Source organism: Ensifer sp. EB106-05-01-XG146, assembly GCF_058791875.1.
In genome coordinates this window covers 616,783-637,429 of the sequence record NZ_JBYTDX010000002.1, presented here as the reverse complement: position 1 = coordinate 637,429, position 20,647 = coordinate 616,783, and the positions used below count along the sequence as shown (strand labels likewise).

General features: G+C 58.3%; 17 protein-coding genes and 1 pseudogene. 8 read left to right on the top strand and 10 right to left on the bottom strand.

The window, feature by feature from the left end; all coding sequences use genetic code 11:
• Window positions 1-42: 42 nt before the first annotated feature.
• Entirely contained in the window at window positions 43-363 is a 321-nt protein-coding gene (locus AC3WVQ_RS23005; RefSeq protein ID WP_043613820.1) for a 2Fe-2S iron-sulfur cluster-binding protein, read from the top strand.
• Window positions 364-518: 155 nt separating this feature from the next.
• Here the strand turns inward: AC3WVQ_RS23005 and AC3WVQ_RS23000 are convergent, their stop codons facing one another.
• Window positions 519-1,811, bottom strand: coding sequence for an NCS2 family permease (locus AC3WVQ_RS23000; protein ID WP_034799339.1), 1,293 nt, complete (start codon window positions 1,809-1,811; stop codon window positions 519-521).
• A 991-nt stretch (window positions 1,812-2,802) separates the two neighbouring features.
• Between AC3WVQ_RS23000 and AC3WVQ_RS22995 the strand changes: the two genes are divergently transcribed.
• From AC3WVQ_RS22995 to AC3WVQ_RS22980, 4 genes and pseudogenes are all read left to right on the top strand, one after another.
• Complete coding sequence (locus AC3WVQ_RS22995; protein ID WP_492383001.1) at window positions 2,803-3,180, top strand: hypothetical protein; 378 nt, start codon at window positions 2,803-2,805, stop codon at window positions 3,178-3,180.
• A 168-nt stretch (window positions 3,181-3,348) separates the two neighbouring features.
• A pseudogene (locus AC3WVQ_RS22990) lies at window positions 3,349-3,555 on the top strand (hypothetical protein); the annotation flags it as partial.
• 285 nt (window positions 3,556-3,840) lie between these two features.
• Entirely contained in the window at window positions 3,841-5,379 is a 1,539-nt protein-coding gene (locus AC3WVQ_RS22985; protein WP_492383000.1) for an AAA family ATPase, read from the top strand.
• A 111-nt stretch (window positions 5,380-5,490) separates the two neighbouring features.
• A complete protein-coding gene (locus tag AC3WVQ_RS22980; RefSeq protein ID WP_192444748.1) occupies window positions 5,491-5,688 on the top strand; it encodes a hypothetical protein in 198 nt (65 codons plus the stop codon).
• Between the two features lie 148 nt (window positions 5,689-5,836).
• On the opposite strand, the gene AC3WVQ_RS22975 is transcribed toward AC3WVQ_RS22980, so the two are convergent.
• Together AC3WVQ_RS22975 and AC3WVQ_RS22970 are read right to left on the bottom strand one after the other, a co-directional pair.
• Window positions 5,837-6,103 carry a helix-turn-helix transcriptional regulator gene (locus tag AC3WVQ_RS22975; RefSeq protein ID WP_246810388.1) on the bottom strand — a complete coding sequence of 89 codons (267 nt, stop codon included), beginning with the start codon at window positions 6,101-6,103 and terminating at the stop codon, window positions 5,837-5,839.
• Between the two features lie 1,198 nt (window positions 6,104-7,301).
• Window positions 7,302-7,604: a hypothetical protein gene (locus tag AC3WVQ_RS22970; RefSeq protein ID WP_192444744.1), complete on the bottom strand. Its 303-nt coding sequence runs from the start codon at window positions 7,602-7,604 to the stop codon at window positions 7,302-7,304.
• A gap of 866 nt (window positions 7,605-8,470) precedes the next feature.
• Between AC3WVQ_RS22970 and AC3WVQ_RS22965 the strand changes: the two genes are divergently transcribed.
• On the top strand, window positions 8,471-8,764 hold the full coding sequence (locus AC3WVQ_RS22965) for a hypothetical protein (protein WP_492382999.1): 294 nt from the start codon (window positions 8,471-8,473) through the stop codon (window positions 8,762-8,764).
• Window positions 8,765-9,003: 239 nt separating this feature from the next.
• Window positions 9,004-9,729, top strand: coding sequence for a HAMP domain-containing histidine kinase (locus AC3WVQ_RS22960; RefSeq protein WP_192444740.1), 726 nt, complete (start codon window positions 9,004-9,006; stop codon window positions 9,727-9,729).
• 91 nt (window positions 9,730-9,820) lie between these two features.
• Here the strand turns inward: AC3WVQ_RS22960 and AC3WVQ_RS22955 are convergent, their stop codons facing one another.
• Together AC3WVQ_RS22955 and AC3WVQ_RS22950 are read right to left on the bottom strand one after the other, a co-directional pair.
• A complete protein-coding gene (locus AC3WVQ_RS22955) occupies window positions 9,821-12,958 on the bottom strand; it encodes a PAS domain-containing protein (protein WP_192444738.1) in 3,138 nt (1,045 codons plus the stop codon).
• A 739-nt stretch (window positions 12,959-13,697) separates the two neighbouring features.
• Window positions 13,698-14,237 (bottom strand): RrF2 family transcriptional regulator, encoded by a 540-nt coding sequence (locus AC3WVQ_RS22950; protein WP_192444880.1) that lies wholly within the window; start codon window positions 14,235-14,237, stop codon window positions 13,698-13,700.
• A 267-nt stretch (window positions 14,238-14,504) separates the two neighbouring features.
• Here AC3WVQ_RS22950 and AC3WVQ_RS22945 point away from each other — a divergent pair, with 267 nt between their 5' ends.
• On the top strand, window positions 14,505-15,713 hold the full coding sequence (locus tag AC3WVQ_RS22945; protein ID WP_192444736.1) for an NAD(P)/FAD-dependent oxidoreductase: 1,209 nt from the start codon (window positions 14,505-14,507) through the stop codon (window positions 15,711-15,713).
• A 385-nt stretch (window positions 15,714-16,098) separates the two neighbouring features.
• Here AC3WVQ_RS22945 and AC3WVQ_RS22940 read toward each other — a convergent pair whose 3' ends face one another.
• The 5 genes from AC3WVQ_RS22940 to AC3WVQ_RS22920 form a co-directional block, all read right to left on the bottom strand.
• Window positions 16,099-16,659 carry a maleylpyruvate isomerase N-terminal domain-containing protein gene (locus AC3WVQ_RS22940; RefSeq protein ID WP_192444734.1) on the bottom strand — a complete coding sequence of 187 codons (561 nt, stop codon included), beginning with the start codon at window positions 16,657-16,659 and terminating at the stop codon, window positions 16,099-16,101.
• Window positions 16,656-17,759: a cupin domain-containing protein gene (locus AC3WVQ_RS22935; protein ID WP_192444732.1), complete on the bottom strand. Its 1,104-nt coding sequence runs from the start codon at window positions 17,757-17,759 to the stop codon at window positions 16,656-16,658. The genes AC3WVQ_RS22940 and AC3WVQ_RS22935 overlap by 4 nt, the downstream gene beginning before the upstream one ends.
• Before the next feature lie 21 nt (window positions 17,760-17,780).
• On the bottom strand, window positions 17,781-18,425 hold the full coding sequence (maiA, locus tag AC3WVQ_RS22930; RefSeq protein ID WP_492382998.1) for a maleylacetoacetate isomerase: 645 nt from the start codon (window positions 18,423-18,425) through the stop codon (window positions 17,781-17,783).
• Window positions 18,426-18,435: 10 nt separating this feature from the next.
• Entirely contained in the window at window positions 18,436-19,122 is a 687-nt protein-coding gene (locus AC3WVQ_RS22925) for a fumarylacetoacetate hydrolase family protein (protein ID WP_192444728.1), read from the bottom strand.
• 91 nt (window positions 19,123-19,213) lie between these two features.
• A complete protein-coding gene (locus AC3WVQ_RS22920) occupies window positions 19,214-20,479 on the bottom strand; it encodes a 3-hydroxybenzoate 6-monooxygenase (protein ID WP_404526737.1) in 1,266 nt (421 codons plus the stop codon).
• Window positions 20,480-20,647 lie beyond the last annotated feature (168 nt).

Below are 20,647 nucleotides of genomic sequence, written 5' to 3'. Positions count from 1 at the left end.
TCCCATATCCTCGACACCAACATACGCAATCGGAGAATACCCATGCCCAAGATCGTCTTCATCGACGCGGACGGCACGACGAAAGAAATTCAGGCGGAGATCGGCCAATCGCTGATGTCAGCCGCTGTGCAGAACGGCATCGACGCCATTGCCGCCGAATGCGGCGGCTCCTGCGCCTGCGGCACCTGTCACTGTTACATCGACGGCGAATGGAGCGACCGCCTGCCGGCGCCCGAGTTCCAGGAACAGGACATGATCGAGTGCGTCGTCAATCCGAACGAGCGCAGCCGCCTGAGCTGTCAAATCACGGTGTCGGCTGAACTCGACGGCCTTGTGGTGCATCTGCCCGCCGGGCAATACTGAGCAAATCCAGGAAAAGTGTGAAGCGGCTTTCCGTTCGGATTTGCGCTCTTTAAGCCAGATCGAGGCAAAAAGGCCGAAGCAACATTTCGTTGCTCCGGCCAGCACTTACGGGGAAGTTCTGATCGGCCGAGGCGGCATGCCCCGGCCGATTTTCGTTATTCGGCGAAGAACGCGAAGCGCACGATGAAGAGCGCTGCCACGAGCTGGGTTGCCGGGTGGATGACGCTCCACTTACCGGTGAAGACCTTCAAGACGACATAGCTGACGAAGCCGAAGGCGAGGCCGTTGGCAATCGAGTAGGTGAAGGGCATGGCGAGTGCTGTAAGCGCTGCCGGAGCCGCTTCCGTCAGGTCGTCCCACTCGACTTCTGTCAGTTCGCGCATCATCAGGCCGGCAACGTAGAGCAGAGCCGGGGCCGTCGCATAGGACGGAACGGCAGCTGCCAGCGGCGAGAAGAACAGCGCTGCCAGGAAGAGCACGCAGACGGTGAGTGCGGTCAGGCCCGTACGGCCGCCGGCCTGGACGCCCGAGGCACTTTCGACATAGGCGGTCGTGCTGCTGGTACCGATCAGCGAGCCGGCGACGATCGCGGTGCTGTCGGCGAGAAGCGCGCGGCCCAGACGGTTCGGCTTGCCTTCTTCCACCAGTTTGGCGCGCTTGGCGACACCGATCAGCGTGCCGGTAGCGTCGAAGACTTCGACGAGCACGAAGACGAGGATGACATGCAGCAGGCCGCCGTGCAGGGCGCCCATGATGTCGAGCTGCAAGAAGGTCGGCGCGATGCTCGGCGGTGCCGAGACGATGCCCTTGAACTCGCTGACGCCGAGGATCATCGACAGGACGGTGACGACCAGGATGCCGATCAGGATCGAGCCGCGAACTTTTAGCGAGTCCAGAACGGCAATCACGAAGAAGCCGAGGATCGCGAGCAGCGGGCCAGTCTGCTTGAGGTCGCCGAGACCGACGAGCGTTGCCGGGTTGTCGACGACGATGCCGGCGTTCTTCAGGGCGATGATGCCAAGGAAGAGGCCGATACCGGTGGCGATCGCGCTTCGAAGCGAATGCGGAATGCCGGCGATCAGCCAGCTTCGGACCCCCGTCACGGTCAGGATCAGGAAGATCACGCCCGAGATGAAGACAGCACCCAGCGCCTGCTGCCAGGTGAAGCCAAGCGCCGCAACGACGGTGAAGGCGAAGAAGGCGTTGAGGCCCATGCCCGGCGCCATGCCGATTGGCCAGTTGGCGACGAGCGCCATGACCGCAGAGCCGAGTGCAGCGGCAATACAGGTTGCGACGAAGACGGCATCCCTATCCATGCCCGTGCTCGACAGGATGTCGGGGTTGACGAAGATGATGTAGGACATCGTCAGGAATGTCGTGATACCGGCGATCACCTCGGTGCGCGCCGTCGTCTGATGCTCTTTCAGCTTGAATAGTCGTTCAAACATCTTTCCTCCCTTGGCGGCGTCACCACGACGCAGCCGAACGACAGTGAGCGGGAAACCGTCTCCTCCAGTTCCCGACCAGTGCATTTCGAACGCCCGGATGTTCCCGGAACGATCGCTTCGCTTTAGGCTTCGTGCCGGCTGGCGATCGTCCGCCCTCTTTCGGACGACGCGAATGCCTCTTGCACAGCCTTTGGATTGTGCGACTTCCGGACGCAGACCGCTAGCCGTCCATTCCCGGGATCGATGATGAAAGACTTTCAAATTTTTCGGAGAATTTGAGGGGCTGCTGGCCTACACTTGCGGGGGTATTTTCCACCATTCGCGCGACTGGATGTTGGGCCAAAACTAAGTTGGCGCGGCTAAGTGACTGAAATCCCTGAAGACGCCAAAAAATGTTGGGGCGCTTTTCCAAAAAAAGATGGGCAGACTGCTATTGGCGTGTTGCCGAGGCCATTTTTGGCGCGCCTCGCTTCTTCCCTCGTCAGGCCCGCATATGTTGACAAATAAACGACGATGCGTCTCCGCGCCATACCTTCGAGGCAGCCGCGTCGGCGCCTCACAACCGCAACCTTTGATAGAATGCAGAGCCCCCGAGCGCACCCCGAACGCAGCGGGACACTTCGACGGCTCTCTGCGGTCGTTTCCGTCTTGCGCCGCAGTCCGCACGCCATGGTGGGTCAGACCTGCGCACCGCACACCTACTCTCCGGGTGAGCGCCGGTCTTGCGCTTCTCCTAGCGTCGCGGCCTCGTCCTTCGGCGCACGGCGCGTCGTCGGTGCCGCCGGCACCTCGAAGCAGCCGTTTTTCGGCTGCGAATTGCCCTCCAAACACTCGAGTCTTGACGATCATACCGACGAGGAGCGGGCAGCAAAGAGAGAGGCCACGCCAGTACATGCATTAGTTCGAAGTGTTGACAGCGCCATTTGAAGGAGTCAGTTTGCTCACACTGTGAGCTTATTGCTCATGATTCGTGATAAGGATGGAGACCAAGATGCTCAGAGTTGGAGAAAACCGGATGAATTCCTCATGGGCGTCAATCGCCCGGCATGCCAATGCCGTCGAGCATCTGGCTGCCGACCTGCGCGGCGTGATCGACAGCAGGTCACTCCCCCAGTTCGAGGTCAGCGACGCGCCGGTCGTCGAACAATGGTTCATCGAGAAGTTCATCGTCCCAACGCTGGTCGGATATATCACGTATCCCGGCGAGCAGCGCGAGCAGAGCACTTCCATGGGCTTCACCGCCCCACTTCACCTCTTTTCCCTTCAGCAAGGAGTCGCGCGCTCGTCCCAGCGCTGGTACCGCATCGGCCATCCCTCTCCGGTAGCCGAGGACTCGCTGCGGCGATGGAGCTTAGACGGGGAAATCTGAGAAGGGGAAAGAAACTCGTCGCTGGGTAGGGCTCACGCCGAGCAGTTTGGAAAGTCAGGCAGTCGCTGGCGCACTTCCTAGACAAGCCAACGAGGCACCACCCTATCCCGACTGGATCGCCAATCCTTGGCAGGCCGTGCCGCAAATTGCCAGAAGAGGTTCATTCCAATGAAATTCGCCTACTTGAGCGCACAAGATGCGCAGAGACTGTCCACTGACTTGCGCGCCGTTGAGACTCTGCCAATGTCATTCGACACCGCCCCCATCCTTGAGGCCCACCAGATCTATTCACGTAGGACTGCCTGCCTCTCGGGGTACGTCTTTGGTCATCCATCTCTGGGCGACGGCCGTGAAATCATGACCAGCCAACTTATCTACATGGACACAGAGGCCGGGATCGCACGCACGGTCAACCGTTGGTACCGGCTCGGGCATCCGGCTGGGACTGGAAGAGCATGATGCTGGCCTGCAGGAAGCGCGACTTCGGAACTTGCGAAGTCGTCATCGACGTTCCCGGCACGGATGAACCGTCCTTTGAAGAAGGAACGGCTCGCAGTTGTGCAAGCGGCGTTCTCGCGATTTGACATCCGCTCGCACGGCATGTCCCGCAGCGGCCGCGCCTCGCGGTAGTGCTCGACTTAGGATTCAAGAGGGTGACCTGTGACAGACAACCCGCCATCACATGACCGCCACTTTCAACGCCGACAAAAGGCGGCAATCGCCGGGCTGCATTTGCCCACGGCCGAGGAACTGCTCCGGGGGATGGCCTTCTTCCGCGAAGACCTGGCTGACGACATCCGCGAATACTCCAGCCGATTGTCCGGGCGCGTTAAGAAGCGCAAGCGGACTGGACTCGAACTTCTCGCTACAAGCCTGGACGAGCTCGGCGTCGAGCAGAGCGAGGATGGCGTGCTTGCGGTGGAGGCTGCTCTTGATCTCATCGATGATGCTCAGGGATTGCCCATCGATGAATGCCGTTTGCGGTGCCGCTTCTACCGGGCCTTCTTTGGGAACGGCCAGGCAACGGCCCTGATCGCTGGTGAAATCGCGCATCTAGCTTCTGGGGAGCTAGGTCACGCGAGGGGTCTTGACCTTCTTTCACGTTCGCTCGGTTGGGCGATGCAGTCCCGCGAACTCAACCGGCGCCAACGAGCGGGCGTCGTCGTTCAAAGGTATTCTGATTGGTTCGGCCCCGAGGTCGAAACGTACTCTGTCCACTTCAGAAATGCGATCAAGTCAGGGACGGTCGATTATCAGGAACCGCAGGATTCAGCACGCGGCGGTCCTGCGACATCAAGCTGGAACGACGATTCCTCGGAACACCATGGGCGACCTGCCGACGGAGTAGTCGTTATCAGTGGCATCGGAAACGACACCACGGCCGAGGGTAAACGAGTGGAAAGGGAGTTCGCGAAGTTCAAGCAACGTCCGTTGCCGCTGTCCACCATGCCCGCGCTGGCCGGAATTCGTTCGCGGCTCGTCGCGGAGTTTCCCCATGCTGGAGCGGTTGTTGACAATGTGCTCGAAGGACTCATGGGCCGGCCGACTGTCCGTATAAGGCCAATCATTTTTCACGGGTCGCCCGGAGGTGGGAAGACACGCTTCGCCAGGCGATTGTCTGAGGAGCTCGGTACTCCCTATGAGCTAATTTCGTGCGGCGGCCTTAGTGACAGTGCCATCGGCGGTACCGCCCGGAGGTGGTCGTCGGGCGAACCGAGCCTTCCGGTCATGGTCGTGCGGATGCACGAATGCGCCGGACCGGTTGTTATTCTTGATGAGATTGAGAAGATTGGGACCGGCCGCCATAATGGCAACGTGCACGACGTGCTGATCGGATTGTTCGAGCCCGAGACGTCGAGACGCTGGCATGACCCTTACCTTCAGGCCCACTGCGATCTGTCACACGTATCCTGGCTGATGACCGCAAACTCGGTGGAGCCGATCCCGGCGGCTTTGCGGGACAGGTGTCGAATTCTTTCTTTTCCGGATCCGGAAGCTGACCATTTGCCCGTCTTTGCAACGCGAATCCTTGAGCGGCTGTACATCGACGCGGGTCACGATCCCCGCTGGGCGACGCCGCTTGAGGGATTCGAGCTGAACGCATTGGCGAGCGTTTGGACAGGTGGTTCGCTCCGAAAGCTCGAACGTCTCGTCGAGAGATTGCGAGAGGCGCGCGAACGCGCGAGGCGGCAACAATGAACCGTCGGTAAACCGTAGGCGACATGGGTCGTCTCGAATCGGAGCAACGCCTCGTGGAAGTACCGTCCTAGATCGGCGACTTGGCGGCGAATGTTTGAAAAGGAGGCCGGCATGCCTCGCGGTGGCAAGGACGAGACGACCAACGCAGACGTTGAGCCGCTCGGGGAAACGCCGGACGACAACGAAACGTTTGCCCAGGCGCTGGCAAAGGCGGGCTTCAAGCCGGCCAACGTCGGGCACCGGGTCATGTCCCCGGGGAAACGCAGGGAGACGCTGAAGAAGCGGCCTTCAGGGAACGCAGACAAGTAGCGTATGAGCACGACCAGCCTTCCAAAACCTTAGCTAAAGCCCGTACGAGCTGCCCGTTTTACTCGATGTGAAAACTCGACCAGATCGAAGACTAGGGGATAACCGGGCCCCCTTCCGTTTTGAAGCGCGTGGGAAGTGCCGTCTCAACTCAGATTTTTGTCTCGGTGTCTGTGGCGCCGCCCGGCCTGGCGAGGGCGACGCCGGGGCCGTGCTGTGGCGTCGCGTCCGTGAACGCCGCCCCCTTCTGCTCCAAAGCGCGGCGCACCTTCTCGACCGCGTCGACGAGGACGTTGTTCTCGCCATTCTCGATCCTCACGACGATCTGCCGGCTGACTCCAGAGAGTTCGGCCAGTTCCGCCTGGCTGAGTCCGACGAGCGCGCGTGCGGCCCGAAGGACTCGCATGATTTCCGACATCGAATCCATGCGCTGAACAGGCGGCACTTCCACAAATTTGTCAACAATTATAGGATTCGGCTTCGGCGTGACGCGTTAGTGGGGCCTCGAGGTACCGAACCCGCGCCCGCCGAAGCTGCCCTTGGAATGATCAGTTTTTCTAGCTCTCGACGAAGGAGACCATCGGCCAGCAGCACGGCCTCGGATTCCGAACCCTCCTTCAAGAGAAGGAGGTATGCTGGGCGCAAAGGGAACACCGTCCAAAGGACGGTTAGCGACCTCTCCTGGGCCGCTTGGGTGCATCGGGAGCATCGGCTTGCGGCCGTAGCAGTATCAACTGGAGGGAACCCGACGCATGATCCGTCATCGTTGCCGGCCGCGCTATACGCGTGTCCTTGATCAGGCTGCCCTGCGGCTGAAATGAGCGCCTCAAGGCCACTTACATCAGGCCGCTTGGGCCAGGTGCTCCTAAGGTCGGCCCGTGTTGCCGACGCCCTGCCGTGGCCGAACGCACCAAGATCACCTTCCTCAGGCAGCCGCACATCACGCAGTCGCCGAGTTACTTAGCCAGACCGGTCTCCTTAGTGGTATCCGCGTTGCGTTGGAGTTGATCGGCTGGATTTGGGATGTCGAAGAGAGATTCTACACCTTCGCTTGCTCAAAGGCGGGCTGCTGCCCGTAGGCAGCAGTGTGCCAGTCAACAAGAAGACAATTGTTTCGCTCGCTGTGCCGCGCTTCGCATGGCAACTGAAACGCGCCTCGCCAGATCCCCCGCGCCTGGGCTCGCGCTTTGTCCTAAGCATCAAGGTACTTTCCACCACTGTATCGCGACCAGTCAACTGCCAGGCCGTTCTCGACGAGCCGGCGATTCACCTCTGCTCCATCAGCGTCGTCGACGTTCAGCCATGCTGGCCCGATCTCGACCTCCATCCCCTCGACGTGCGCTCCGGATAGTACCCACGACCGATATACGTGCAGCCGCTTTCGCGCCGCCATAGACGGGGATATAGAGCCAGCCGTCTGGCGCGCGTCCCGCCCGAAGGACTCGCATGAGTTCCGACATCCAATCCAGTCGGTGAGCGGGCTGGCACTCCGCCAAATTTGTCAACAATTATAGGACTCGCACAACGACGAGTTAACGCCACCCATCCGTTCACTTCCAGCACGTGAGAGAAATGTCGAGTACGCGACTTCATTCTACGGTTTGGAAGTCGGCGGGTTACTGCCCCAGCCATTGATACTCGGCGATCGAAGCTTTGCCAGACCTCTTATCGTAGAGACAAACCACATTGACCATCCTCTTCGTCCTAGGGCTCTTTTCGCGGAGCAGCACGGCGATCTTCCCGGTGGCATCATCGAAGACAACTGGCGCGGTGGCTTCGGGCGACACCATGCGAGACTGCCCGATGCAGGTTCCGTTCGCCTTGGCGAAGAGGGCATTCCACGCTGCATCGCTTGAAGCATTGGCCAACGGCGCGAAGGAAAGCAGGCCAACGGCTGCGGCAAGGGTGGTCTTCAGCATCGGGAAAGTCCTCATGTGATTTCGAATCGGGCCGGATGTCGGCCGCCAAGTTGTTCGCGGCAAACGATGGCAGCATGAGGGCTGCGCCTGAGCCTTCGTCTTACTAAGGTTAACACTCTGACGACTTCAACCTAGTCAGGAAACAGATGTCGTGGTCCGCACAGTTGGATTGTCCGGACTGAGTCGCCAGACCGCGTCGGCCTTTATAGGAGTATCACCCGACGGAACATGCATTGAAGGCGTCGACGCCCAGGGGCCACGCGTCACGTTGGCCGCTGATCTGACAGCGTTGCAATCAGCATATCCGTAGATCGTCCGCGCGTTTTGACGAAGCCTGTCATCTCGGTGGACACATCGCCTGGGCAGCGGACACTGTGACGAGATTAGGCCTTTGCCTTCGGCTTTTGGCGCGCCATCAGGGCCTTTGTCGGAATGGGTGAGTGCGCAGGCCGTGGGTAGGAGAGGCCCGCCTGCGTCCTCTCGCTCAAGGCTGTGACTGTGGGCGCGAGTCGACTTCCGAGCGATTGTGCGATTGCCGCCTCGCGAAGCTCTGCCTTAGGGGGTAGCGAGGGTTGCGTCTTTCCCCCAGCATTGCTGAATGCTGGGCGGCAAAGTCCACCAATTAGGCCATATAAAACAGAATGAAGTATTTAGTAAATTGCACGTTGGTATAATCAACTCATACTTGGATATCAACGCCGCTATTCTGCAAGACTATACCATCGGATAATAGTCAAACTCGCTCTCTTACCCGATTCTTGCAATGCAAATATCGAAGGAGTCCAGCGATGCACTTGCCTTCAGGGATCCCGCCTGCGCCGCGCACAAAGCGCGCACTGCGCACCTTTGCTGCAGGAGTATCTATCGTGTCGGCCATCTTAGCAGCAGCCAATGCCCACGATGCCGAGCCCTCCCCTGGGCAACCTTACGGCTGGTCATACCCATCGGCTTGCTGTTCCGACTACGATTGCCGGATGGTAACCGGGCACGCGGTTTCCGAGCAGCCCCAGGGATACGTGATCGTGCAGACCGGCGAGACGATTGGCTACGAAGACGGCCGCATCAAGCAGAGCCCGGACGGGTTATATCACTGGTGCTCGGCTGCAGGTGCGCATGATGGCCGGACCATCTGCCTGTTCGTACCGCAAAGACAATTTTAGGGCGCTGAAGCGATCTATGGTGCCATCCCGAGCGCGCGTATTTGTCCCTATTACCGCCCTAACAAGCGGATCGTTTTTTTGATAGCCAAGCAAATGAGCAACCCGACACAGATTAATACGAATGAACAATAGATAAATTAATTGTAATACAGGAATATTAGCGAAGCTGAACTACCTCCCTGCTGGAAACAACAGACCAGCTTTTTTATGAGGCGAACCCTCTATTGAGGAGAACCGATATGGCTGAGAAACTTGCATTAAAAATACGCTATCGACTAAAGAAGCCAGCCAAGAGAGAAGGTCACGCTGCGCAGCGCGTCATCGAGTCAGTGGCGGACGATCTGAACGCCCTCCTTGCTCCTGTCATGGGAGTGTTTGCTGACCTTCAGGAAGAGAAGTTCGCTTCTCCCGAGCAGCGAAGACGTTACGATCTAGGTATCTCGTGTATGCTTCTGTCACGACTGCTGGTACGCCAGCTTCTGGATTGCGCCAATCCCCGACAGCTCAGGCCTGTGAATATCGATGTCGGCCAGTTTCTGTCCTCTCTGGAGCCAGCCCTTAGAAGCGCGCTTTCAAGGGATGTCCGCCCATGTTTCGACGTGCCCCGTAACCTTCCCCCCATATATTGCGATCAGCAATTGATGGTACGGGCCCTGCTTAGTCTCGTTCTTGACGCGCGGACCGGGATGCCAAACGGAGGAGAAGTCTTGATTTCGGCGGGGGTCGACCTGCTAACCGAACCGCTACGCCCCATGATCCGTTTATCAGTTTCAAAAAGGAATGGGTGCGAGTATTCATCACACGCGGGTGGCAATGAAAACTGCCCATTCGAAACTGAGATGCGGGGAATGGCAGTTGTACGACAGATAGTGGAAAATCAAGGCGGGAAACTTGCTGTCGGCGGATCGTTTCATACCCCTCCAGGCGTTCACATGTGGCTACCGATCGGGTCAGCTACTAAGTGAGTGGCGCAGCCGCCCGGCATTAGATTAGCTGAGCGGCTCCACAGCGATCCGATCGAGCATTCACACTTCGTCTACTGGCATCGGGGGCAAGTCACCCCGTCTGGACATCAACTTCTTCAAGCAACGCTTGTCTAAAATATGGCGGCATCGAAAACGCTAGCGTCACGCCATGCTCGCTATTCTCCTTTGCCCAGAGGAACCCATTATGCCTCTGAACGATGGAACGGCAGACAGAAAGGCCAATGCCCATGCCGTCATTCTTCGTAGTGTAGAATGGATCGAAAATCCTCCCACTTCCCTCTGGGCCAAAACCGCCTCCCGAATCTCGGACGGAAAGCTGCACCTGGCCGTCAGAAAGGTGCGTCGTCGCAATCGCGAGTGTCCTGGGACGATCACAGACGCTCACCATCGCATCGAGTGCGTTTCGCACTAGGTTCATGATCACCTGCTGCAACTGAATTCGATCTCCAAGGACGCGATGCAATCCACTGTCCAAATCGGTCGAAACCATCACGCGTCCCCGCTGCAATTCGCCGCGCAGCAGTGCCAACACCTCATGGACCGCCGCATTAAGGTCGACGGCTTCAAATTCTGTTTCCCTGTTGCTAAACAGTGCTCGCAACCTCGCAATCACGTCGGCAGCTCGGCTACCGTCCCGAATCGTACGGCGCGCGGTTTCGCGGGCGCTATCTATATTGGGAGGATCGTTAGCCAGGAACCGGAGACAGGTATTGGCATTCGTTATGATGCCCGCGAGTGGTTGGTTCACCTCGTGAGCTATCGACGCCGTCAATACTGCAAGACTGCTCACTCGTGAGACATGCGCCAGTTCTGCGCGGGCCTTACCAAGTGCCTCATCCGCAGCACGAAGCTCTGTCGTATCCTGCACAGCGGCCAAACATTCAAGTTGTCCGTCCTGATGGGTAATCACGCGTCCGAACGTCCTTACATTTTTCACGCGCTCGTCAGGCATGCGCAGCCGGATCTCGTATCCGATGTAGCTTTGTCCATCACGCACTCGAGCCATCTGTGCCGAAAGGAGCGGTAGGTCTTCGGGATGTACTCGCGAGCGGACTTTAGCTACCGTCATTGGCTCGGTATGTTCGTATTCGAAAATTCGATACAGCTCCCTGGAAAAAAACACTTTCTCCGTGTCGACGAGCCAAGAGAAGCTGCCTGTAGAACTCAGTTGTTGTGCCTCGGTCAGCACAGTCTCACTGCGCCGCAGGGCGGCTTCCGTCCGGGACCGTTCAATCGCAATGCTCGCGATGTGCGTCGCGTGCGCGATGATGTTCTGGTGCTTGGCGGACGGAACCGCAGGTTGCCGCTGATAGAGGCAAAGCGTGCCGAGGACGTGACCATCCTTGGTACAAATAGGCGTGCTCCACACGGACCTCAGCCCATGCTTCAGAACGTGAATGCGAACGGGCGTGTTTTGCCAGCGCGGATCTGAATCGATGTCCTCAGCAACGACCTGGATTTTTTCGCGCGCTGCGATGGCGCACGGTATGCCGTCACCGCTGAGTGAAACCCCGGCAATCGGTTCCGTGTACTCGGCGGGCAATGACGGTGCTACGCTGTACTCGATGGCGGGAACACTCCAGTCGATCGGATGAATATCGCAGTAGCAATGTGTCGTGCTCTCTTCGACGAACGCGCACAGAGCCGACAAAACCTCGCGCACTGGGGAACCGGATGCGATGATCTCGAGCAAGTGCTTTTCACGCGAAAGGTTGGCTTCAGCCCGCTTGAGATCATCAATGTCGGTGTTGACGCCATACCATTTTACGATGTTGCTCGAGCTGTCCCGCAGCGGATATCCGCGGAAGAGAAACCAGCGGTATTCGCCGTCGAATCGGCGAATACGGGCCTCCGCTTCTCCGGACTTGCCCGAAGCCATAATGACTTGCCATTTGTCGATCAGCCCGGGGAGATCGTCGGGATGAACTGCCGAGGTCCACTGCCACCCCTCGGCCGCCGGCGCCGAACTGCCGATATAATCAAGATAGTACTGGCTCAAGAAGTCGGCAGCACCGTCAGGGCGTGAAGACCAAGCCATCGCAGGTATGTTGTTGACCGTAAGCTTGGAGTTGAAATCACTTTGGAGCAATGCGTACTCAGCACGCTTCTGATCGTCGATATCAATGTGTACGGCATACCAACGAACGATTTTTCCAGTTGAGTCCCGGAGTGGCGATCCGCGAACGTGGAACCAGCGGTAGTTTCCCGAACTATGCAGGAATCGAAACTCCATGTCGAATGGAGCGCCTGTTTGCGTGGACGAGGCGGACGCTTCAAGTACCAGGGGCAGGTCTTGGGGGTGTATGAAGGGGGAGAGTCCCGCTTCTCTCAGCTCCGCAACCGACTTGCCGAAATATCTCGCGGCAAAGGCGTTAACGAACTCGGGTTTGCCGTCGGGTGAGAGAACCTCGATCCCGACCGGAATGCAGTCCACAAGCTGTCGTGCTTCGCGCTGGCAATCACCAAGCGAGCCTTCGGCCAGCTTTCCCTCGTTTATATCAACGAGCAAATGCAGCCATCGTGATGCATGTCCCTCATCGTCTGTCACGGGCAGTCCGAGAGTATTGAACCATCGATAGGTTCCATCTCTCCGACGATGCCGACTTTCACTGTTGTAGGGGGCCCTATTCTGCCAGCCATCGCCCGACCCAACGAGCGTATGTTCTGGTTCACCAGAACGTGCGGCGGGAGCGTCCCAGCGACTGAACCCTCCGAACCGGTCACCCAAGTCGTCATGAGCCAGCTGATTTGCCGTCTCGATCTCTCCAGACGGTAAAGTAACAATTGCAGGCACCGGCATGTTTGCGACCAGCACAGAGAGGTCGACCAGGCGCTTGCTATGCTCTCCGCTGCAGAGTGAATTGGGGGCGTCACTGCCGAAGGCGCACCATTTCACAACTTTGCCCCCGTCATCCCGGATCGGACCAAACTGAACCGAAAGGAGACGGAAACCGCCATCGGCGGATCCCACACGGGCTGTAAATTCGCCGGAGCTACGAGAATCCAACAGGACTTGCCAACGTTCCTGCAATGCCTGCAGGTCGCGTGGATGAAAAGCTTGCTGCCAAGCGGACCCCAGCGCATCCTCGTGGCGCTGGCCCGTGTAATTGGACCAACGTTGGCTCGCGAAATCCACCTCCCCGTTGCACCCCGCCGTCCAAAGGATAGACGGCAACGACCTCAGGACGCGGTCCAGATCGATTTGCATGATCAACTCACTCGCGTTCGTCGCTCGGAGTATGAGCAACCAAGGCGAAACTGTCCATTGTTCCTTGGTGTAGGGAAGTCGCAACCCTGGTAAACGCTATCCGCGGATTGGAGCCGCGCGGCTTTCACCAAGACAACCCAGTGCGACTCAAGAAACGCCTCTCTCGCAACCTGGAAGAATGCCCCTGCTCTCGCAGGTGGCAGGCTTACGAGGGGCATTCTCGATCAATTAGGCAAGAACCAATACGGAAACCTTTAGCCGACGACATCGCTAGTTCCGGCCCATGCATTTAACGTTATGTTACCAAGGAAGCATTGGACGTAAAACATGCTGTCGACATTACATGTAGTTACATTACTCCCCCCTAGTCGACATTATGGGGATACATGGGGAGCGGAGTATAAGAGCGTTGCCGACGATCCTTCTCGGGAGGTCTTGAGAAACGTTGGCAGGGAGTGCCAGTGTTCCAGCTATCGATCAACCACAAGACCTAGTCTTGAGTTGTCGGGGCAGCTTGGGACACTGGCTGCTCCATAAGTAGTCAGTGCCGCAACAAAAGCCATCGGCCAAGAGGCTCCAGACCGGAGCGCGGCAGCCAAACCGTTTGTCACGAGTACTGCAACAATCCGAGGCTATTCGGATTTTCGTGTGGAATCGGGAAGCAAGATCATCCCATCGCGCTGAACTGCCCCGGCTGTCGACGCGACTTTAGCGACGCGCCCGGCAAAATTGCCCACTCTCACTCGGCGTTTGCGAGAAGGCCACGACGGCGACGCTGTGGCGTCCGCCCGGACAGCCAGTCCTTTACGCGTTCGGCATGTTCTTTCGGGGCTTTGGAGGCTGCTCGTGCCGCTAGGTTTGCCAAGGTGTGGCCGCCCATGACTTCCCTCGCCCGTTTTTCCGCCTCGATCATCACCGCGTGGATGGAGCAAACACCGTCCTCCGCCCAGGCGGGGATTTGGTCGCCGAACACCGCGCACTGACCACGAATCTGCTTGCATTCGAAGAGTGCCTTGCGTCCGTCGATCGCTTCGGTGACCTCCAGCACAGTGATGTTGGTGGCGGGACGGGCAAGCGCAAACCCACCTCCAATTCCCTCTCGGGCGGCAACGATGCCCGCCTTTTGGAGCTTGGTGAAGAGCTTTGCGACGAAGTCGGTGGAAATCTTCTGTAGCTCTGCGAGATCGCGAGCACTGGCTGGCTGGCCGATTTCCTCAGCTTCGACCAGGGTCAGTAGGCAATGGAGAGCGTATTCTACGCCTGCGCTTACGTGGGCCATAGTGCACCAAAACAACGACAAATACCGTCGTAGATAACCTCATTTGCGGTTTCCCGCAAGCCAATAGGCGTCGCTGCTGCGTTGACAGTGCGTTTCCAAATCCAGGCACGATTTTCGTTTGCCCGATTACTACGATCAAGTTAATCGGAGTTAGGCGACCATTTCAAATCATCGCCGAACCGTCCCCATGGGGACTAATGAAACTGTCATTTGTCCGGTGCCTAACCTCGTCCAGCCACTGGCGACGACTTGCCTGAGGAATAGAGAATGCGTGAACGAATTCTGATTGTTGGAGCCGGTTTTGCCGGAATGTGGACTGCTCTCGGTGCCATGCGGCTGTTGGATCAGCAAGGAAGGGCTGACGGGTCTGTGGAGGTCGCGGTGATAGCCCCCCAGCCTGAGTTGCACATTCGCCCCCGCCTCTACGAGAAGCATGCCGCTCAGATGAAGGCCCCGCTGTCGGAAATCTTCGCAAACGTTGGCGTGCGCTTCATCCGCGGCCATGCGATGTCTATTTCTACGGAGACCAACACCGTCACGTATGCGGATGAGGACGGCCTGGTACTATCGATCAGCTACAGCAAGCTTGTCCTTGCGACGGGCAGCGTTCTGCACCGTCCTGACATTCAAGGTCTAGTCCACGCTTTCAACGTTGATCAGCTTGCCGATGCCGCGGAACTGGAGGATCACATTTCCCGATTGGCACGACTGCCGGAAACGCGCGCACGCAATACCGTCGTCGTTGCCGGGGGCGGCTTCACTGGCATCGAAACGGCGGCCGAAATGCCCCACCGCATGCGTGCAGCACTCGGTGATAACGCTGACATCCGCGTCGTAATTGTCGAGCGCGCACCTGCGATCGGACCGGACCTTGGCCCCGGTCCGCGTCCGATCATCGAGCGAGCCCTCTCGGAATTGGGCGTCGAGACGCTTCTACTGTCCCCAATTACGGAGATTGATCCCAAAGGCGTCACACTTACGTCCGGCGAACGCATCGACGCGGCCACTGTGATTTGGACGGCCGGTGCCCGCGCGAACCCAATCACGAGCCAGATTGACGCAGATAAGGATTCCTTCGGGCGCCTTCATGTCGATAGAAACCTCAAGGTGATCGGACACGAGAACGTCTTCGCCACGGGCGATGTCGCCTGCGCCGCAACCGACGATAACGGCAATCGAACCATGATGAGCTGCCAACATGCACAGAATCTAGGCCGCTCTTCCGGGTACAACGTCGCCGCCGACCTTCTGGGCGTTCCCCCCATCCCCTACAGCCAGGAAAAGTACGTGACCTGCCTCGATTTAGGTCCGTGGGGTGCGGTTTATACCGAAGGGTGGGATCGTCAGGTGAAACTCACCGGCGCAGAAGCGAAGAAACTCAAGACGACCATCAACACGACATGGATCTATCCGCCGAGCGCCGATCGTGCAGCAGCTTTGGAGGCTGCCGATCCGCTTCGCGTCGTTGTGGCCTGAAGATAAGGGGAAACGCCCCTACCTGGTCCGGTATGACATGGTGTCTAGAGTTCCTCGTGGCATCATCGCAGCCGGACCGGCACGAGTGATCGGACCTACCTGACCGATCACTCGAAGTCATTTGGAGGAACATGCCGCTTCCGCTTCCGAGGTGATCAAGTTCCTACTTGCCAGATGTGAGAGGGTTCCTCTCGCGTGCGCGGTCTACCAACTTAGAGCGAAACAACCGGTGCTGGCTTTCGAAAAGGAAGGGCCAAGCATAGCCCTTTAAATCGAGGACAAGATATGCATCTGCAATGAGAAAGTGATGGCCAGGTTGAACCAATCGGCCATTCTTCTGAGATCGGGGGTTCGTGCAGCAAATAAACGCGCCGTCCCTTGTTTCCTAGTCACGAAGTTCTTTCGGAATGTCAGCAACTCTACTGCTCAGCCCTAGTTGGCACGCATTATGCCAGATGGAGTGTGCGCGCAATCGCGGCGTTGTGTCGATTGGAAACGGCCTCCCGCTGCGGTCTGTAATTATTGTGTTCCAGCCCTCCGCATCCAAGTCCCTCCATTCCACATTCAAATGCACTTCGGAGTGTGAAAACAGGTTCCGAAGGGCTTGAGAGGGCAGCGTTGAGATAAAATCAACCTCACTCGGTACGACACTTTGATCGATCGGCAGTGGTTGATCCGATCTGACGCGCACCCAGGCGACGGTTTCCGCTAGGAACCTTGCTTCCAATCCGACTCGTGCAACAATCTCGCGACGACTGATGCCGGGCGCACGGGAGGGCGCGGAGAGCTGTTCATCGGTCATATTCATCAGGAGCCGCGCGAAGTACGCGGTCCCTTGCCTCGCCAGGCTCAAGTCGACATGGGGGGCAGAAAAATGATCATAGCGGGCGCCTGCGCCCTGGCGCGCGCGCAATTGCGCGCGCGCAGCTTCTTCTCGGTCGCTCATCTGTCATCTCCCACAACCAGTGTTCGGGCGAAATTTAGGCGCTCCATAATGGGCGCATCGGAGAACCGGAAGAGGTCGAACTGGGTTTCCGCGTGGAGCGACCATTGAACCCATGATGGAATGACAAAAATGTCGCCCACATCCAGCGCCCGCTCATCGCCATTGATCACTACGGTCCCCCGCCCGTTGAATACCTGGAAAACGGTTGATCCAACTTCGTGGCGTGGCGCAGTCGAAATGCCTGCGCGCAGCCGATGAAACTCGCAGCGGATCGTTGACATCACGTCACCCCCGGTGGTCGGGTTGACGTAGCGTATAGCAGCGTGGCCCTGTGCAACCGTCGCTGGATATCCTTCCTCTTCCAGCAGAAGCTGCTCGGTTAGGGCGCGATCGGTATGCTCCCAGCGGTACGCCGCCATCGGTGAGTTCGCAGTGTCTTGCAGTCCTGATAACGGCCGTAGCCCTGGATGTGCCCACAATCGCTCCGCCCGCGAGAATTGAGGCGTGGCGTAATCGGTGACGCGTTCTGCGCCGAATTCGAAGAACCCGACGTCGTTCTGAAACGAGAACGGAATGTCCAAGCCATCGATCCAAGCCATCGGATGATCGCTGTCATTATGGTGGCCGTGAAAAAACCAACCGGGTGTAAGGAGCAAGTCGCCGCGGCTCATTCGGACCGGGTCACCGTTCACAACAGTCCAGACCCCGGCGCCCTCAACGACAAAGCGAAACGCGTTTTGGGCGTGCCGGTGCTCCGGCGCTGTTTCTCTCGGACCAAGGTATTGGATAGCACACCAGAGTGTAGGACTGATGTAGGCATTGCCGCCCAGGCCGGGGTTTGCCAACCCGAGCGCACGCCGCTCGCCACCGCGCCCGACGGGGACGAGTTCTCCAGACTTTTCCGCCAACGGAAGCAAGTTTGCCCATTTCCAGATATGCGGCACCGCCTGAGGATTCGGTTGCCGCGGCATAAGGTTCCCCAGCTGCGTCCACAGCGGCGCAATGTGTTCACGCTCAAAACCAGCGTAAAGGTTGCGCAGCTCTTGAGTATCCTCGGGCTGCCCGGAATGGGGTTCAACTTTCTCTACAACCGATCCCATGATTGTTCCTCCTCGAACCGATTAGGATGCGTCCGGCTGCGATTGCGGCGCAGCGTTGCGGAATGCTGGTATTTCGTTCAATGCCTTGAAAATCCTTGCTACGGTGGGCCAGGATTCGGTGTCGATCTGGAAGCGAGCGTTATTCCAAACCTGCGCATACAGGCAGATGTCAGCGACGGTCGGTGTCTCGCCGTGGCAGTAAACCCCAGTGCTCTCATCAGCAGACAGGGTTTCTTCGAGGGCATCGAAAGTCGTGGCCACCCAGTGTGTAAACCACTCTTTCTGAGATTCTTCGTCAGCGCCGAAGGCCGATGTCAAATGCTTGAGGACACGCAGATTGTTAAGCGGATGAACTTCGCAGGCGATCATGTAGGCAAGCGAGCGGGCTCGAGCGCGTCCGTCACTATCAGCAGGAAGAAGTGGAGGCGTCGGGTGAGTCTCCTCGAGCCACTCCACAATCGCGAGGGACTGGGACATGAAGACGCCATCCTTGCGCTCCAGCACCGGGACGAGTCCCGCTGGGTTCATCTTCAAGAAGTTCGGCTGGCGAGTCTCACCGCTGCGGAGAACATAGGACACGTAGTCGTAGGGAATGTCCTTGTAGTTGAGTGCCGCCCTCAGCCGCGTCGAGGCGGACGATCGAAAGAAATTGTGGAGTTTGAACATGGCGAAGCGCTCACTCAACTGTGGTGGTGATTGTGCCGAGCCCGTCGATATCGACGACACACACATCACCTCTGACAAGCGGGCCCACGCCCGCAGGAGTCCCTGTCATGATCAAGTCGCCAGCCTCCAAGGTCTGCGAGTGCGACAGGATCGATATGATTTCCGGAACGGACCAAATAAGTTCGCTAAGGTCAGCGTCCTGCTTCACGGTCCCATTTACCGTTAGGCGGATGGAGCCTGATGAGAAGTGGCCGACCTCTGCAACTCGATGGATGGGCCCCACCACAGCGGAATGATCGAAAGCTTTTCCTTCATCCCAAGGACGGCCTTTGTCACGCGCCGCAAGCTGCAGGTCCCGACGGGTTAGATCGTTTCCTACCGCATAGCCCCACACGTAGGCGAGCGCGTCGCCAATGGCGACATTCTTTGCTCGCCTGCCAATGGCAACGACGAGTTCGGCCTCGTAGTGGAAGTCCTTGGTCAAAGGCGGATATACGATCTTCGCATTGTCATCCACCACGGCGTCCGCGGGCTTCGTAAAGAAAAAGGGCGGCTCCCTGTCCGGATCCTTACCCATCTCGCGAGCATGGGCAGCATAGTTGCGTCCTATGCAGAGGACGCGTCTAACCGGAAAGCGGTCGTTCGTTCCCGCTACGGCGACGCTTGGCGTGCTCGGTGGTTGAAAGACGTACGACATCAATTTTATCCTTTGTGATGGGTTTAGGCGGGCGAGCTCGATCAAGCGGCAACATGTCTTACTGTCGCATCTGGACACCTGAGAATCCTGACTAGACGGGCTCAAGAAAACTAGCTGCAGCTGCGGCATCGCTGTGCTGTGCACCGTACAGCCAGTCGAGCGCGTCATACCATTCCTCTTGCGACTTCGCTGACATGATCGAATTTCGCAGGGCCGCATGGACGCCGGCCGGGTGATAAATATGGTCGCCAATCGCCCTGGACGTTAATTGGATACGCGCAGTTCGAACCCGGCGCCGGTTCTGGTACGCCAACAGAGCTGACTCCGGATCCTCTGGCCGTGCCGCCACCTCGAGAGAAAGTGCTACGCCATCCTCCATCGCCATGCATGCTCCCTGGGCGAGGTATTGCAGCGTGGGGTGTGCAGCGTCACCGAGCAATGCCACACGACCATCAATCCAGGTGTCCACTGGATCGCGATCGCAAAGAACCCAAAGCTTCCAATTCTGCCCGTGGCGAATAATGCTTTGAGCACGAGGATGGACGTGACTGAAAGCCTCAAGCACTTCTCTATCGGCGACGGGAAGTCCCGAAACAGGCGCCGATGCGTCGTTGTGGCAGGTCACCACGAGATTGAAGGTCTTCCAGCCCGACAGCGGGTAGTGGACGATGTGGCATTTAGGGCCTGCCCATAGAGTAGCTGCATTCCAACGCAGGTCCTCTGGCATTTGGTCTGTGGGAATAACGCTACGGTAGGTGGTATGTCCCGTGACTCGCGGCGCGCCGTCGCCCACCACTTTGTTTCGGATGTTCGACCAGAGACCGTCCGCGCCGATCAGGATCGCCCCCTCAACGGACTCGCCCGTCTCCAAGATCGCTCGGACACTTGATCCGTCCTGCTCGTAGCCAATCACATTGCAGCCGGTTCGGAGATCGATCGACGGGTTCGACCTGCATGCGCGGACGTAGACACCGTGGAGGTCGCCACGGTGAGCCACAGCGTAGGGATTACGAAACCGTTTTCTGAACGCCTCGCCAAGATCTATCTCAGCAACATCCTCGGCGGTCGTCGCATCGATTAGCCGGAGTTTGTCAACATAGACCGCCATTCTCCGGGCGTCGTCTCCAATGCCCAAGTAATCGAACGCATGAAATGCGTTCGGTCCGAGCTGCAAGCCAGCGCCGATCTCGCCAAGGACCGGAGCTCGCTCAAGGACCGTAACTTTGAAGCCGTGCTTCGAAAGGCCGACGGCCGCAGATAGGCCGCCGATCCCACCACCTGCGATGATAATTGATTTAGCTTTTTGCATCATTTCCTCCTTTACGGGTTCGAGGTACTGCGGTTGACCGCGGCTCATGCTTTCCCGTTCCGATCGATGGGTTCGATCGGGTGTGGCTTTCGCTACCGCGCGAGGGCCCAAGAGCTTTCCGGGCTATTTTGGAAGGAGACAGGCACCCAGTAGGCGGTGCCATGTGCGGCGTCTAACGCAGGTCCGCACGGCTTTGCATACGGTGAGTTACACACC